The organism is Mycolicibacterium stellerae, from assembly GCF_003719305.1.
Lineage (GTDB): Bacteria > Actinomycetota > Actinomycetes > Mycobacteriales > Mycobacteriaceae > Mycobacterium > Mycobacterium stellerae.
On record NZ_RARC01000007.1, the window covers coordinates 1 to 14,607 of the forward strand.

The 14,607-nt window shown below is 66.5% G+C and carries 10 protein-coding genes; 5 read left to right on the forward strand and 5 right to left on the reverse strand.

Annotated features, from left to right (window positions below):
• Together D6M19_RS11195 and D6M19_RS11200 are read right to left on the reverse strand one after the other, a co-directional pair.
• On the reverse strand, nucleotides 1–1,892 hold a 1,892-nt coding region (locus D6M19_RS11195), incomplete at its 3' end, for an MFS transporter (protein WP_123025299.1).
• 303 nt (nucleotides 1,893–2,195) lie between these two features.
• Nucleotides 2,196–3,449 (reverse strand): multidrug effflux MFS transporter, encoded by a 1,254-nt coding sequence (locus tag D6M19_RS11200; RefSeq protein WP_123025300.1) that lies wholly within the window; start codon nucleotides 3,447–3,449, stop codon nucleotides 2,196–2,198.
• A gap of 170 nt (nucleotides 3,450–3,619) precedes the next feature.
• Here D6M19_RS11200 and D6M19_RS11205 point away from each other — a divergent pair, with 170 nt between their 5' ends.
• The 4 genes from D6M19_RS11205 to D6M19_RS11220 all read left to right on the forward strand — a co-directional run bounded on the left by D6M19_RS11205 (nucleotide 3,620) and on the right by D6M19_RS11220 (nucleotide 10,198).
• Nucleotides 3,620–4,372 carry a hypothetical protein gene (locus tag D6M19_RS11205; protein WP_123025301.1) on the forward strand — a complete coding sequence of 251 codons (753 nt, stop codon included), beginning with the start codon at nucleotides 3,620–3,622 and terminating at the stop codon, nucleotides 4,370–4,372.
• 164 nt (nucleotides 4,373–4,536) lie between these two features.
• On the forward strand, nucleotides 4,537–8,379 hold the full coding sequence (locus D6M19_RS11210; protein ID WP_206428504.1) for a multifunctional oxoglutarate decarboxylase/oxoglutarate dehydrogenase thiamine pyrophosphate-binding subunit/dihydrolipoyllysine-residue succinyltransferase subunit: 3,843 nt from the start codon (nucleotides 4,537–4,539) through the stop codon (nucleotides 8,377–8,379).
• A gap of 152 nt (nucleotides 8,380–8,531) precedes the next feature.
• Nucleotides 8,532–9,368 (forward strand): SDR family NAD(P)-dependent oxidoreductase, encoded by an 837-nt coding sequence (locus D6M19_RS11215; RefSeq protein WP_123025303.1) that lies wholly within the window; start codon nucleotides 8,532–8,534, stop codon nucleotides 9,366–9,368.
• 2 nt (nucleotides 9,369–9,370) lie between these two features.
• Nucleotides 9,371–10,198 (forward strand): SDR family NAD(P)-dependent oxidoreductase, encoded by an 828-nt coding sequence (locus D6M19_RS11220; protein ID WP_123025304.1) that lies wholly within the window; start codon nucleotides 9,371–9,373, stop codon nucleotides 10,196–10,198.
• A gap of 97 nt (nucleotides 10,199–10,295) precedes the next feature.
• Here the strand turns inward: D6M19_RS11220 and D6M19_RS11225 are convergent, their stop codons facing one another.
• Genes D6M19_RS11225 through D6M19_RS11235 form a run of 3 tightly spaced genes read right to left on the reverse strand, consistent with a single transcriptional unit; the run spans nucleotide 10,296 to nucleotide 13,366 of the window.
• A complete protein-coding gene (locus D6M19_RS11225) occupies nucleotides 10,296–11,141 on the reverse strand; it encodes a glycine betaine ABC transporter substrate-binding protein (RefSeq protein ID WP_123025305.1) in 846 nt (281 codons plus the stop codon).
• Between the two features lie 8 nt (nucleotides 11,142–11,149).
• Complete coding sequence (locus D6M19_RS11230; protein WP_123025306.1) at nucleotides 11,150–12,328, reverse strand: NAD(P)-dependent malic enzyme; 1,179 nt, start codon at nucleotides 12,326–12,328, stop codon at nucleotides 11,150–11,152.
• Between the two features lie 48 nt (nucleotides 12,329–12,376).
• On the reverse strand, nucleotides 12,377–13,366 hold the full coding sequence (locus D6M19_RS11235) for a malate dehydrogenase (RefSeq protein WP_123025307.1): 990 nt from the start codon (nucleotides 13,364–13,366) through the stop codon (nucleotides 12,377–12,379).
• A gap of 136 nt (nucleotides 13,367–13,502) precedes the next feature.
• On the opposite strand from D6M19_RS11235, the gene corA reads away from it, so the two are divergent.
• The gene (gene corA / locus D6M19_RS11240; RefSeq protein WP_123025308.1) at nucleotides 13,503–14,606 is read left to right on the forward strand and encodes a magnesium/cobalt transporter CorA; all 1,104 of its coding nucleotides are present in this window, start codon (nucleotides 13,503–13,505) and stop codon (nucleotides 14,604–14,606) included.
• Nucleotide 14,607 lies beyond the last annotated feature (1 nt).

Below are 14,607 nucleotides of genomic sequence, written 5' to 3' on the forward strand. Positions count from 1 at the left end.
GGGGGAGGTGTATAAGAGACAGCGGACGGCTTCGGCGATGGCACATCGGCGAGGAAGTCGAGCAGGCTGCCCACGGGCTCCCGCCGATAGGGCGGCTCGACGGGCGGGGTGGGCGTCGGCTCGGGCGGGGTGGACGTCGGCTCGGGCGACTCGGCGTGCCACGTGTCCGTCCGAGGCGTCCGCACCGGCTCTTGGCGCGCCACGATCGGTTCGGTGTCGTCTTCCTCGACCCCGAAGGCGACAGGCGCGACGGAAGCGACCGGAGCGACGGAAGTCACGGGCGCGGCCGGGGTGGGCGCGTTGACCGGTGCGGGCTCGTCGTGCGCCACGGTGAATTCGACGTAGTGATCGTCGTCGACGTAGGGATCGTCGTGGTCGTCGCCCCAATGGTCGTCAACCAGGTCGGGACGCTGCGGCATCGGGGCGGCCGGATTGGCGAAGCCGAGAAGGAACAGCGCCGCAACCACCCCGAAAAGCGCGACGAACGCGGGCAGCAGCAAGGACTGCGACATCGCGGCCGCAAACGGTTCGTGCAGGTAACCGGGCAACAGGGTGGCTGCACCGTCGCCGCCGGGTCCGTCGGCGGCCATCGGCAGCTCGGCGCTGATCCGCGTCGTCATGAACGCGGCCATGCCCGCACTGCCCAGCACCGAACCCACCTGCCGGGTGGCGTTGTACACACCCGAACCGGCGCCTGCCACATCCAGTGCGAGATTGCGCGTCGCAGTCGCCGCCAACGGCGACCAGATGAAAGCCATGCCGACGCCAGTCGCCGTCAGCGGCAACACGATTCGCCAGATCGGCGTGTCTGGTGTCATGTCGACCGACAACCACGTCAACGAAATCGCCAGCATCGAGAAGCCGAACCCGATGATCGGCCGGGGGTGGTACCGGTCGACGATCCTGCCGACCCACGGCGCAAGCACGCCGGACGCGATCGCCATCGGCGCCGTCAGCAGCGCCGCGCGCGTCGGCGAGAGGCCGCACACCGCCTGCGCGTAGAACATCACCGGCACGATCATCGCGGTGACGACGAAGCCGATGGTCGCGACGCCGAGGGTGGACAGGCCGAAGTCGCGGTCACCGAACATGCGCAGTGGCACCAGCGGTTCGTTGCGGTTGGCCTGTTGCCAGAACACGAACGCGGCCATGAAGCCGACACCGCAGGCAAGCGTGCCCCAGACCCACGGCGCCCAATCGTGGCTCTGCCCTTCCTGCAGGGCGAAGACGACCATGAACATTCCGATGCCGGACAGCAGCACGCCGATCGGGTCGAAACCGTGCTTCTCGGTCGCGAGTTCTGGAACAAACCAGAACGCCAGGCCCAACCCGACGATTCCGATCGGCACATTGACGAAGAAGATCCACTGCCAGCCAAGCCCGTCAACCAGAACACCGCCCGCCAACGGCCCCACCAACGTGGCGACCCCGGCGGTGGCGCCCCACACGCTCATCGCCACGCCGCGTCGCTCGGCAGCGAAGATCCGGGTGATCGTGGACAGGGTCTGCGGGGTCAGCAGCGCAGCCCCGATGCCCTGCACCACCCTGGCCGCGATGAGCATGCCGATGGTCCCAGACAGGCCACACCACAACGATGCGGCCGTGAACACGGTCAGCCCGATCAAGTAGAGGTTCTTGGGCCCGTATCGGTCGCCGAGTCGGCCCGCCAGAAGCAGAGGTACCGCGAAGCCGAGCAGGTAGGCGCTGGTCACCCAGATCACAGCGTCGTAGCCGGCGCCCAGCTTGACCATGATCGACGGGTTGGCGACCGCGACGATCGTCGCGTCGACGAGGATCATGAAGAAGCCGACCATCATCGCCCAGAGCGCGCGCCACGGGTCAGCGGCCGGCGCGGTCGCACCCGCGAACCTGCCTCGCAGCGCCGTGGTCATATCCCCACCTCGTCTCGGCTCCTACCGATGGTGTCGACTTCTGCCGCCCAACGCCAGCGCATCAGGCCCATTCATGTGGACTTTACGAAGCCTGGCAGCCGGGGCGATTCGCCCGCCCGACGCGGCGAGCAAATCCCATCAGCGTCCGCCAATCACTGGCTGACGCGACGCTGACGTGCTTCAAGATCCCTGATTCGATTAGGACGTCCTCGGACGCAGCTATGCGGCCGCGCACCCGATCAGCGATTCACTCCGCCTGAAGGGATTTGCCACGACGGTACGGGCCGATCGCGACCCCGACAACTACGCCGGATCGGCGAGCGCGCCCCCGACAACGGTGTCGTCGGCGTCGTCGGTTGTCGAAACGCCGACCGCGAGAAGCGCCAGCAGCGCGACCAGCGTGCTCACCGCCATCACCACCGACAGCGCCAACTCGTCGTTTCCGAGCACGCCGACCAGCGGAGCCACCGCGGCACCCAGGCCGAACTGCGCAGCGCCCAGCAGCGCCGCCGCGGTTCCCGCAGCGTCTGGGTGCCGCGACAGCGCGACGGCAGGCGCGTTGGGAATGACGAGGCCCATCGCGGCGAGAATCGCCCACACCGGCACCACAAAGCCGGCAAGCCCGCCGACATGCGCCGCGGAAAGCCCGACGAAGACGCCGCCGGCCAGCAGTGCGGCGGCCAGTGCCCACAGCGTGATCGTCTGCGGCGAGAACCGCCTCAGCAGCACGACGTTGAACTGCGTCGCACCGATCAACGCGACCGCGCCTGCGCCGAACACCAATGCGAAGGCCTGCTGGTCGAGTCCGTAGATGCCCTGCAGGACGAACGACGCCCCCGCGATGTAGGCGAACAGGCCGGACATCCCCAACGCGGCGACAAGCACGAGGATGACGAACCGCTTATCGCGTAGTAGTTCCACATAGGTTGCGGCGATGCCGCGCACGCGCAACGGTCTGCGGTGCGACGGTGGCAGCGTCTCGGGCAGCGCCAGCGCGGCCACTAAAAGCAGCACACCGGCCAACACCACCAGCGCGGCGAAGACCCAGTGCCAAGACCCGTGCAGCAGCACGGCCGCTCCAAGCGACGGCGCGACGACCGGCGCCACTCCGAGCACCAGCATCAGCCGAGAAAGCACGGTAGCGGCGGCGTTATCGGCGAACAGGTCACCGACGACGGCGATCGCCACCACCATGGCCGCGGCCGCCCCGGCGCCCTGCAGGACACGGGCCAGGCCAAGCACGGCCAGGCTCGGCGCGAGCACGCAGAGGAGCGACGCCGCGATGTGCAGCACGATGCCTGCCATCAGCGGGCGCCTGCGGCCGAGCGAGTCGGACAGCGGGCCGACGATCAACTGGCCAAGCGCCAATCCGGCCAGCGTGCCCGTCAGGGTGAGCTGCACAACCGATGAGGACACCGAAAGGTCGTCGGCGATCTTCGGCAGAGCGGGCAGATACATGTCGATGGTCAACGGGCCCAGCGCGACCATGACACCGAGCACCACGATCATCCGGGTGCGGCTGGGTGTCTTGACGTCCACAGCGAGGGATGTTGCCATGCAAATGGTTAGCACGCTAAATCAATATTTTCTTCCCGAGGCGGCCGCGGTGACCGGTATCACCGCGTTGACCGCGCACCTCGGGCGCGCGGCGGGCACCACCAGCCTCAGTCGTTCGTTGACCAACCGTTAACCTGAAGAAACGCCCACGCCCATCCCAGGAGGCCGCCATGAGCGCTCGGTCCAAGGACAAGAGCCAGCTCCCGGCTACCAGGACCAACACCGACGAGCATCCCGGGGCCGCCGCGCGTGCCTTGTCGGAGATCATCGAACGCGGCGCCAGGGTGCAGGGCCCAGCGGTCAAGGCTTACGTCGAGCGCATGCGGGACGGCAACCGGGACGCGACACCCGCCGAGATCGTCACCAAGCTGGAGAAGCACTACTTGGCCGCGGTGATGGCCAGCGGCGCAGCCGTCGGTTCCGCGGCGGCCTTCCCCGGCATCGGCACGCTCGTCGCGCTTTCGGCGGTGGCGGGTGAGACGGTGGTATTCCTCGAAGCGACGGCCGTGTTCGTGCTTGCCGTGGCCGAGGTGCACGGCATACCGGCCGAGCACCGCGAACGCAGGCGCGCGCTGGTGTTGGCAGTGCTGGTCGGCGAGGACAGCAAGAATGCCATCGCCGACCTCCTCGGCCCCGGCCGGACCAGCGGCGCGTGGCTCAGCGACGGCGCGGCAACACTGCCGCTGCCTGCGGTATCGCAGCTGAATTCGCGGCTGCTGCGGTTCTTCGTCAAGAGATACGCCCTCAAGCGGGGAGCGATCGCCTTCGGCAAGATGTTGCCGGTGGGCATCGGCGCGGTCGTCGGCGGCGTCGGCAACCGTTTGATGGGCAAGCGCATCATCTCCAACGCCCGCATGGCTTTCGGGTCCCCTCCTCCGCGCTGGCCGCAGAAGATCCACGTGCTGCCGTCACCGCAGCGCTGAGAACGGCTCGGCGATTAGCGCTCTTGTTGCGTCCGCGCATTCGCGAAAGCGCTAGCCTTTAGGCGGCGTAGATGCGGGGTAACCGCAGGCTGGAAGGAACACAGAGGGGCAGGTGTCCGTTCGGGCACTTGCCGAAGGCGAAGGAATCGAGGCGAGTAGCTGCCGTGAGCAGTTCAACTTCACCATTCGGACAGAACGAGTGGTTGGTCGAGGAGATGTACCGCAAGTTCCGCGAGGACCCCTCCTCGGTTGATCCGAGTTGGCATGAGTTCCTCGTCGACTACGCACCCGAATCAACGTCAGGCACGACGAGCGACACCGGCGACGGACGAACATCGGCACCTTCCGCGCCGCGCGAACCGGGGCCCGCGCCGAAGGCTGCCACCGCCAACGGCGCCCCCGCCAAGTCCGAACCCGCCAAGTCCGAACCCGCCAAGGCTGAGCCCGCCCCCGCCAAGTCCGAACCCGGCAAGGCTGAGTCCGCCCCGGCGAAGGCCGAGTCCGCGCCTGCCAAGAAGCCGGCACCGCCTGCCGTGACGCAGCCGCCGGCCGCCAAAACCGATGTGACACCAGCCAAATCCAAGCCCGCGGAAGCGAAGTCGGCCACGCCGGCCGCCGAAGGCGACGAGGCGCAGGTGCTGCGCGGCGCGGCCGCCGCTGTCGTCAAGAACATGTCGGCGTCGCTGGACGTGCCGACTGCGACGAGCGTGCGCGCCATTCCGGCCAAGCTGATGATCGACAACCGCATCGTCATCAACAACCACCTCAAGCGGACCCGCGGCGGCAAGATCTCCTTCACCCACTTGATCGGCTACGCGCTCGTGGCTGCCGTCAAGAAGTTCCCGAACATGAACCGCCACTTCAGCGAGGTGGACGGGAAGCCGAACGCGATCACCCCCGCGCACACCAACCTGGGGTTGGCGATCGACCTGCAGGGCAAGGAGGGCACCCGCCAGCTGGTGGTGGCCGCCATCAAGGGCACCGAGGCGATGCGCTTCGGTCAGTTCATCGCCGCCTACGAAGACATCGTGCGGCGCGCCCGCGACGGCAAGCTGACCGCCGAGGACTTCTCCGGCGTGACGATCTCGCTGACCAACCCCGGCACCATCGGCACCGTGCACTCGGTGCCCCGTCTGATGCGCGGCCAGGGCGCCATCATCGGCGTTGGCGCGATGGAGTACCCCGCCGAGTTCCAGGGCGCCAGCCAGGAACGGATCTCCGAACTCGGCATCGGCAAGCTGATCACGCTGACCTCCACCTACGACCACCGCATCATCCAGGGCGCGGAGTCCGGCGATTTCCTGCGCACGGTGCACGAGCTGCTGCTCTCCGACGATTTCTTCGACGAGATCTTCGTCGAGCTCGGCATCCCGTATGAGCCCGTGCGGTGGCGCACCGACAATCCCGATTCGATCGTCGACAAGAACGCACGCGTCATCGAGCTGATCGCGGCCTACCGCAACCGCGGACACCTGATGGCCGACATCGACCCGCTGCGGTTGGACAAGAGCCGGTTCCGCAACCACCCCGACCTCGACGTCACCACCCACGGGATGACGCTGTGGGACCTGGACCGGGTGTTCAAGGTCAACGGCTTCTCCGGCGCGGAGCACAAGAAGCTGCGCGATGTCCTTGGCCTGCTTCGCGACTCGTACTGCCGCCACGTCGGCGTCGAATACACCCACATCCTCGAGCCCGACCAGCAGAAGTGGCTCGAGGAGCGCATCGAGGTCAAGCACGAGAAGCCCACCGTTGCGCAGCAGAAGTACATCTTGAGCAAACTGAACGCCGCAGAAGCGTTCGAGACTTTCCTGCAGACCAAATACGTTGGGCAGAAGCGGTTCTCGCTCGAGGGCGCGGAAACCGTCATCCCGATGATGGATGCGGTGATCGACCAGGCCGCCGAGCACGGGCTCGACGAGGTGGTCATCGGCATGCCCCACCGTGGCCGGCTCAACGTGCTTGCAAACATCGTCGGCAAGCCCTACTCGCAGATCTTCAGCGAGTTCGAGGGCAACCTCAACCCGTCGCAGGCGCACGGCTCCGGTGACGTGAAGTACCACCTCGGCGCCAACGGCACCTACCTACAGATGTTCGGCGACAACGACATTGCGGTGTCGCTGGTTGCCAACCCGTCACACCTCGAGGCGGTCGACCCGGTGCTCGAGGGCATCGTGCGGGCCAAGCAGGACCTACTGGACAAGGGCGACGGGCCCGACGGTTTCACGGTCGTGCCGCTGATGCTGCACGGCGATGCGGCCTTCGCAGGACAGGGTGTCGTCGCCGAGACACTGAACCTCGCGTTGCTGCGCGGGTACCGCACCGGCGGCACGATCCACATCATCGTCAACAACCAAATCGGTTTCACCACTTCACCTTCCGACGCCAAGTCGTCGGAGTACTGCACCGACGTCGCGAAGATGATCGGTGCACCGATCTTCCACGTCAACGGTGACGATCCCGAAGCGGCGGTGTGGGTGGCACGGTTGGCGATGGACTTCCGGCAGAAGTTCAAGAAAGACGTCGTCATCGATATGCTGTGCTATCGCCGCCGCGGACACAACGAGGGTGACGACCCGTCGGTGACACAGCCGGCGATGTACGACGCCATCGACACCAAACGCGGTGTCCGAAAGACCTACACCGAATCGCTGATCGGCCGCGGCGACATCTCGATGAAAGAAGCCGAGGACGCCCTGCGCGACTACCAGGGCCAGTTGGAGCAGGTGTTCAACGAAGTCCGCGAGCTCGAGAAGCACGAGATCGAGCCGAGCGAGTCGGTGGAGAGCGACCAGATGCTCCCCGCAGGCATGAACACCGCCGTCGACAAGTCACTGCTGGCCCAGATCGGCGACGCCCACCTCGCGGTGCCCGACGGCTTCACCGTGCACTCGCGGGTCAAACCGGTGCTGGAGAAGCGCCGGGAGATGGCCTACGAAGGCAAGGTCGACTGGGCCTTCGGTGAACTGCTCGCGCTGGGCACACTGATCGCCGAGGGCAAGCTGATCCGACTGTCCGGCCAGGACACCAGGCGGGGCACGTTCACCCAGCGGCACTCGGTGGTCATCGACCGCAAGACCGGCGCCGAGTTCACCCCACTGCAGCTGCTGGCGGTCAACGCCGACGGCCAACCGACCGGCGGCAAGCTGATGGTCTACGACTCGGCGCTGTCCGAGTACGCAGCGGTGGGCTTCGAATACGGTTATTCGGTCGGCAACCCCGACGCGGTCGTGTTGTGGGAGGCGCAGTTCGGCGACTTCGTCAACGGCGCGCAGTCGATCATCGACGAGTTCATCTCCTCCGGCGAGGCCAAGTGGGGTCAGCTGTCCGACGTCGTGCTGCTGCTGCCGCACGGTCACGAGGGCCAGGGTCCCGACCACACCTCGGGCCGCATCGAGCGATTCCTTCTGCTGTTCGCCGAGGGCTCGATGACGATCGCGATGCCGTCGACTCCTGCGAACTACTTCCACCTGCTGCGCAGGCACGCGCTGGACGGCATTCACCGCCCGCTGATCGTCTTCACGCCGAAGTCGATGCTGCGTAACAAGGCCGCCGTCAGCGACATCCGCGATTTCACCGAGCAGAAATTCCGCTCGGTCATGGAGGAGCCGACCTATACCGACGGCGACGGCGACCGCGACAAGGTCAAGCGAATTCTGTTGACCAGCGGCAAGCTCTACTACGAGCTGGTGGCCCGCAAGGCCAAGGACAACCGCCACGACGTGGCGATCGTGCGCATCGAGCAGCTCGCGCCGCTGCCCAAGCGGCGGCTCAACGAGACACTCGACCGCTACCCCAACGCCGAGCAGTACTTCTGGGTGCAGGAGGAGCCTGCCAACCAGGGCGCGTGGCCGAGTTTCGGCCTGACGATGCCCGAGCTGCTGCCCGAGAAGTTGACGGGGCTCAAGCGGATATCGCGGCGCGCGATGTCGGCGCCGTCGTCCGGCTCGTCCAAGGTGCACGCCGTCGAGCAGCAGGAGATCCTCGACGAGGCGTTCAGCCCCTAACCCCTTCCCCGCGAGCGTGCGTGTCTGCACCCGACACGCCGCGAAATGGCGGCATTCTGCGCACGCTCGTGGCCGACGAGAGGCCGGATTAGCCGCTACCGGCGGTACCGATTAACCTCTTCCCGAGTTAGTTCACACCTGGGGGTGCGTGCATGAAGGGTTTCACCGACAAGGTCGCCGTCGTGACAGGCGCCGGGTCCGGCATCGGCCGGGCGCTGGCGATCGAGCTCGCGCGCTCCGGTGCAAAGCTGGCGATCAGCGACGTCGACACCGAAGGCCTCGCGGCGACCGAGGAGCGGCTGACGACCCTCGGGGCGCCGGTGAAGGCCGACCGACTCGACGTCACCGAGCGCGAGGCGTTCGAGCGGTACGCGGACGCGGTCAAGGACCACTACGGCACCGTCAACCAGGTCTACAACAACGCGGGCATCTCCTTCATGGGCAGCATCGAGGCCAGCGGATTCAAGGACATCGAACGGGTGATGGACGTCGACTACTGGGGCGTGGTCAACGGCACCAAGATCTTCCTGCCGCACCTGATCGCCTCCGGCGACGGCCACGTCATCAACGTCTCCAGCGTTTTCGGGCTGCTCGCCGTGCCAGGGCAGGGCGCCTACAACGCGGCCAAGTTCGCCGTGCGCGGCTTCACAGAAGCCCTCCGCCAGGAGATGCTCGTGGCAGGCCATCCGGTGAAGGTGACATGCGTGCATCCCGGCGGCATCAAGACCGCGATCGCCAGGAACGCCGCCGCCGTCGAGGGCGTGGATCAGGAAGAGCTGGCGAATTTCTTCGACAAGAAGCTGGCGAGTACCTCGGCGCGGAAGGCCGCCCTCGTCATCCTCGACGGCGTGCGCAAGAACAAGGCGCGGGTGCTCGTCGGCTATGACGCGAAGGCTCTCGACCTTCTCGCCCGCGTAACCGGTTCGGGATATCAGCGGGTGGTTGCGGCGGTCACGTCGCGCCAAGGACCCACCAGCAAAATGGCGTAGGCATGGCCGACTTCGCGCAGAAGGTCGCCGCGGTCACGGGTGCCGGTTCGGGCATCGGGCAGGCGTTGGCGATCGAGCTGGCGCGCCGCGGTGCAAAGCTCGCGATCAGCGACATCGATATCGAGGGGTTGGCGCGCACCGAGAAGTCGATTCGGAGCATGGGCGCGCCGGTGAAGACCGACCGCCTCGATGTCACCGAGCGCGAGGCGGTCGTCGCATACGCCGATGCCGTTCAGGCACACTTCGGTGTCGTCAACCAGATCTACAACATCGCGGGCATCGCCTTCATGGGTGATATCGAGGTGACCGAATTCAAAGACCTCGAGCGCGTGATGGACATCGATTTCTGGGGTGTCGTCAACGGCACCAAGGCTTTCCTTCCGCATCTCATCGCCTCGGGCGACGGTCACGTCGTCAACATGTCCAGCATGTACGGTCTGTTCGCCGTCCAGGGCCAGGCCGCCTACAACTCCGCGAAGTTCGCGGTGCGAGGGTTCACCGAAGCGCTCCGCCAGGAGATGCTCGTCGCAGGCCACCCGGTCAAGGTGACGTGCATCCATCCCGGCTACATCAAGACACCGCTGATTCAAAATGCCACTGCCGCAGCTGGTTTGAACATCACTGCGTTAGACCAGATCTTCCAGAAGGTGGCGGTCACCGGCCCCCAGCGGGCCGCCACGATCATCCTGAACGCGGTCGCCAAGAACAAGGCACGGGTCCTGCCGGGCGCCGACGCCAAACTGTCCGACTTCGTCGTAAGAGCAACGGGGTCGGGATACATGCGAGTGTTCGTTCCGCTGTACCGACGACTGCTTCCGCCCAGCCGGTAGCGCTCGTCGGCCGCGAGCGCGCGCAAAATGCCACTGATCCGCGGCGTGTCGTGTGCAAACACTCAGCTCGAGGTGCCGAGGTGGCCGCTGAACGGCGTCAGCGGCTGGTGGCGCCCAGCGGGTGCTCGGCCAGAAATTCGTCGGCGACGTCGGCGGGATCGTCGCCCGCGGCGAGCCGTCGGCGCATCTGCACCAGCGCCGCGGTGTCCAGGACGCCGGCCACCTCGTTGAGTGCGAGCAGTTGCATTTCGGACAGCCCGTTACGGCGATACAGCGGCACGACGTTCTCGGCGCGGATCAGCGATGTGCGATCGGCCAGCACCACCGCGTCGGCAGGGATGTCCGGATCGGCCGTCGACGTCCACGCCGCATTGACCTGACCAGTTCGCAGCGCCTCGAAAAGGGTTGCGGCGTCGGGATATCCGCGCACATTGGCCGAACATGTCCCGATCGCCGACGGGCGCGGTGCATCCGCAACCCCGCCGAGCTTGAGCCTGTCGCAGTTGCGCACCGCCGCCGTCACGTCCCGCCCGCCCCATGCGTCGACGGTAGCCTCGGTGACCGCGAGCGCCGGCTTGTCCTCCGCCGATTCGGCGTAGTCACCCGCGGCGACGCCTTCCGGCAGAGCCGACACCATGTCGCGGTAGACCTGAACCGGTGCACGCGCCTTGCCGCCGGGCACGAAGGAAACCAGCAGCCGTCCGGTGAAACCCGGCGCCACCACGACGTCGCCGGTGTCCAGCCCGGTCACCGGATCGGGCACCACTTCGACGTGCGCGGCGGTGCCGTAGGTGTGCAGCGCCGCCGCATACAGGTGAGCCAGCAGCGTCGATTCCGCGTCGTCACGAGCCCCCACGGCGATCGACTGGCCCGTGGTCGTGCCGCCACACGCCGCCACAAAAAGCAGGGCGATCAGCGAGACGACGAGCCGACGGGCGGCGATCGAGCCGATCAGACGGCTCCCACACTCGATGCCGCCGCCACCGCCGCGGCCACGGCAGGCCCGACGCGCGGGTCCAGCGGGCTCGGAACGATGTATTCACGGGAAAGGTCGTCGCCGACGACACCGAAGATCGCCTCGGCGGCAGCGACCTTCATCTGCTCGGTGATCCGCCGGGCACCTGCGTCCAACGCGCCTCGGAACACACCGGGGAAAGCCAGCACATTGTTGATCTGGTTCAGAAAGTCGCTTCGGCCGGTCGCCACCACAGCGGCATACTTGGCAGCGATCTCGGGATGGATCTCCGGATCGGGGTTGGACAGCGCGAACACGATGCCGTCGGGCGCCATCGTCGCGATCAGCTCCTCCGGCACGATGCCGCCCGAAAGTCCGAGGAACATGTCGGCGCCCTTGAGCGCTTCGACCATGCCGCCGGAGAGCCCATCGGGGTTGGTGCGCCGTGCCAAATCGGACTTAACCGGCGTCAGGTCATCGCGGTTCGGATGCAGGATGCCGCGTGAGTCCAGCACCGTCATCTCCGAAACACCGGCGGCAAGAAGGATGTTCGCGCATGCCATGCCCGCCGCGCCGACGCCCGAGATGACAACACGCAACGAGGAGATGTCGCGGTCGAGGACCTTCGTCGCGCCCATCATCGCCGCAAGCACGACGATCGCGGTGCCGTGCTGGTCGTCGTGCATCACCGGGCAGTCGAGGGCCTCGATGAGGCGCCGCTCGATCTCGAAGCAGCGTGGCGCCGAGATGTCCTCGAGGTTGACCGCGCCGAACGTCGGCCGCAGCCGGACCAGCGTCTCGACGATCTCGTCAGGGTCCTTGGTGTCCAACACGATCGGGATCGCGTCCAGATCGCCGTACGCCTTGAACAGCCCGCATTTACCCTCCATCACCGGCAGCGACGCCGACGGGCCGATATCGCCGAGGCCGAGCACGGCGCTGCCGTCGCTGACGACGGCCACCAGCCGGCTCGCCCATGTGTAGCGGGCGGCCAGCGTCTGATCGGCCGCGATCGCCCGGCTGACCTGCGCTACCCCGGGGGTGTAAGCGATCGACAAGGCGCGCTGGGTGTCCAGCGGAGATTTCAGCTCGACGGAGAGCTTGCCGGCCACGTGGGCCTCGAAGATCTCCTCGTCCGTGACGACTATCTGCGGGTTTTCTGACTTCTCCGTCACGGAATCGAGGCTAACGACGAACTGGTAGGTAACCTAATCGACTTTTAGTCAGATCAAACCGAGCTCTTTGACCGCTTTGCGCTCGTCGGCCAGTTCTGCGGTTGACTTGTCGATCCGGCCGCGGGAGAACTCGTCGATCTCCAGCCCAGCCACGATCGACCAGTCGCCGTCCTTCGTCGTCACCGGGAACGACGAGATCAAACCCTCGGGGACGCCGTAGCTGCCGTCGGAGACGACCGCCATCGAGACCCAGTCGTCCTTCGCGCTGCCCAGCAGCCAGTCGCGGGCGGCATCGGTGGTGGCCGACGCGGCCGACGCGGCCGAGGAGGCGCCGCGTGCGTCGATGATCGCCGCGCCGCGCTTGGCGACCGTCGGGATGAAGTCGTTCTCGATCCAGTCCTGGTCGTTGACGACCTCGGCGGCGTTGCGGCCGCCGACCTCGGCGTGGAACACGTCGGGGTACTGGGTGGCCGAGTGGTTGCCCCAGATCGTCATCTTCTTGATGTCGGTGACCTTCGCACCGGTCTTGCGGGCCAGCTGGCTGATCGCCCGGTTGTGGTCGAGGCGGGTCAGCGCGGAGAACCGCTCGTGCGGGATGTCGGGTGCGTTGCTCAACGCGATCAGCGCGTTGGTGTTGGCCGGGTTGCCGGTGACCCCGATACGGACATCGTCGGCGGCGACCTCGTTGAGCGCCTTGCCCTGCGCCGTGAAGATCGCACCGTTGGCCTCGAGTAGGTCACCGCGCTCCATGCCGGGCCCGCGCGGCCTGGCACCGACGAGCAGCGCGAGGTTCACGCCGTCGAAGATCTTGTTGGCGTCCGCGCCGATCTGCACACCGGCAAGCAACGGGAACGCGCAGTCGTCGAGCTCCATGACCACACCCTCGAGCGCCTTCAGCGCAGGCTCGATCTCGAGCAGTCGCAGCTCGATCGGGCGGTCCGGGCCGAGCAACGAACCGCTCGCCAAGCGGAACAGCAGGCTGTAGCCGATCTGGCCGGCGGCTCCGGTCACCGCGACCTTGAGGGGAGAAGTGCTCACGTCGAAGGCTCCTTGGGAAGACAATGGTCCGCGACGAAACTAGCGCACCGCCGTCAGCCTCAAACCGCCGGTCCACAACCGTGCGCGCGTAGCATTTGTCCGAGGCTGAATCGGGCCGCGGCGAGGAGGTGAAGCGATGCCTTCATTCCGGGGCGCATTGCCTCCCGCCCTTCGCCCCGTCCGGACCAAGCACACACATCCCGACGCCAAATCCATCCATGTCCCCGTCGCGCGGGCGATGGTCGACTGCGCTGTCTACGTCGATGGCAGGCGGCTCACCGGCAAATACACCCACGCCGCAGCGCTGAACAAGGTGCATGAGCTGGAATCCGAGGGCAAGGAAGCATTCGTGTGGATCGGCCTGCACGAGCCCGACGAGCACCAGATGCAGGCCGTCGGCGATGTATTCGGCCTGCATGAGCTGGCCGTCGAGGACGCGGTGCACGCACATCAGCGGCCCAAGCTGGAACGCTACGACAAAACCCTGTTCATGGTCCTCAAGACGGTGAACTACATCGAGCACGAGTCGGTGGCCAAGGCCAGGGAGATCGTCGAGACCGGAGAGATCATGGTCTTCGTCGGCGCCGACTTCGTGGTGACGGTCCGGCACGGGGAGCACGGCGAACTGGCCGGGGTGCGACGGCGGGTCGAGGCCTCACCCGCGCTCCTCAAGCTTGGTCCATACGCGATCATGCACGCGATCGCCGACCACGTGGTCGACAGCTACCTCGACGTCACCGATCTCATCGAGGTCGACATCGACGCGATGGAAGAAGACATCTTCTCTCCCGTGACACACACCAACATCGAATGCATCTACCTGCTCAAGCGGGAGGTCGTCGAACTGCGCAGGGCGGTCAACCCGTTCACGCTGGCACTTCAGCGTCTCGGCACCGACCACAACGACCTGATCTCGATCGAGGTCCGGCGCTACATGCGCGACGTGCTCGACCACAACATCCAGGCCTCCGATCGCATCACCAGCTACGACGAGCTGCTCAGCTCGCTGGTGCAGGCTGCGCTCGGCAAGGTGGCCATGCAGCAGAACGTCGACATGCGCAAGATCTCGGCCTGGGTGGCGATCGCCGCCGTGCCGACCGCATTGGCCGGCATCTACGGAATGAACTTCGAGCACATGCCCGAGCTTCACTGGACGTGGGGCTATCCGGCGGTGCTGGTAGTGATGTTCTGCGTGTGTTCCCTGCTGTACCGGACGTTCCGTCACAACCACTGGCTCTAGC